Genomic DNA, 1,551 nt, shown 5'->3' on the forward strand with positions numbered 1-1,551 from the left:
GTGACGCATCGTTTAAGGAGGTGATCCAGCCGCAGGTTCCCCTACGGCTACCTTGTTACGACTTCACCCCAGTCATGAACCACACCGTGGTGATCGCCCTCTTGCGTTAGGCTAACCACTTCTGGTGCAGTCCACTCCCATGGTGTGACGGGCGGTGTGTACAAGGCCCGGGAACGTATTCACCGTGACATTCTGATTCACGATTACTAGCGATTCCGACTTCACGGAGTCGAGTTGCAGACTCCGATCCGGACTGAGACCGGCTTTAAGGGATTCGCTGACTCTCGCGAGCTCGCAGCCCTTTGTACCGGCCATTGTAGCACGTGTGTAGCCCTACCCGTAAGGGCCATGATGACTTGACGTCGTCCCCACCTTCCTCCGGTTTGTCACCGGCAGTCTCCTTAGAGTTCCCGACATTACTCGCTGGCAAATAAGGACAAGGGTTGCGCTCGTTACGGGACTTAACCCAACATTTCACAACACGAGCTGACGACAGCCATGCAGCACCTGTCTTACAGTTCCCGAAGGCACACCAGAATCTCTTCCGGCTTCTGTAGATGTCAAGGGTAGGTAAGGTTCTTCGCGTTGCATCGAATTAAACCACATGCTCCACCGCTTGTGCGGGCCCCCGTCAATTCATTTGAGTTTTAACCTTGCGGCCGTACTCCCCAGGCGGTCGACTTATCGCGTTAACTTCGCCACAAAGTGCTCTAGGCACCCAACGGCTGGTCGACATCGTTTACGGCGTGGACTACCAGGGTATCTAATCCTGTTTGCTACCCACGCTTTCGCACCTCAGTGTCAGTGTCAGTCCAGAAGGCCGCCTTCGCCACTGGTATTCCTCCCGATCTCTACGCATTTCACCGCTACACCGGGAATTCTACCTTCCTCTCCTGCACTCTAGCCTGACAGTTCCGGATGCCGTTCCCAGGTTGAGCCCGGGGCTTTCACAACCGGCTTATCAAGCCACCTACGCGCGCTTTACGCCCAGTAATTCCGATTAACGCTTGCACCCTCCGTATTACCGCGGCTGCTGGCACGGAGTTAGCCGGTGCTTCTTCTGCGAGTGATGTCTTTCCTACCGGGTATTAACCGACAGGCGTTCTTCCTCGCTGAAAGTGCTTTACAACCCGAGGGCCTTCTTCACACACGCGGCATGGCTGGATCAGGGTTGCCCCCATTGTCCAATATTCCCCACTGCTGCCTCCCGTAGGAGTTCGGGCCGTGTCTCAGTCCCGATGTGGCTGATCATCCTCTCAGACCAGCTACGGATCGTTGCCTTGGTGAGCCTTTACCTCACCAACTAGCTAATCCGACATAGGCTCATCCAATAGCGGGAGCCGAAGCCCCCTTTCTCCCGTAGGACGTATGCGGTATTAGCCTGGGTTTCCCCAGGTTATCCCCCACTATCGGGCAGATTCCTATGCATTACTCACCCGTCCGCCGCTCGTCAGCATCTAGCAAGCTAGATCTGTTACCGCTCGACTTGCATGTGTTAGGCCTGCCGCCAGCGTTCAATCTGAGCCATGATCAAACTCTTCAGTTTACAAT

General features: G+C 55.3%; 1 rRNA gene. It reads right to left on the bottom strand.

Annotation, left to right across the window (positions count from 1 at the left end):
* Nucleotides 1-13 precede the first annotated feature (13 nt).
* Nucleotides 14-1,546, bottom strand: a 16S ribosomal RNA gene (locus tag MLE19_RS22770).
* Between the last annotated feature and the right edge of the window lie 5 nt (nt 1,547-1,551).

Origin of the sequence: Vreelandella neptunia (genome assembly GCF_022489065.1) — a bacterium.
Lineage (GTDB): Bacteria > Pseudomonadota > Gammaproteobacteria > Pseudomonadales > Halomonadaceae > Vreelandella > Vreelandella neptunia_A.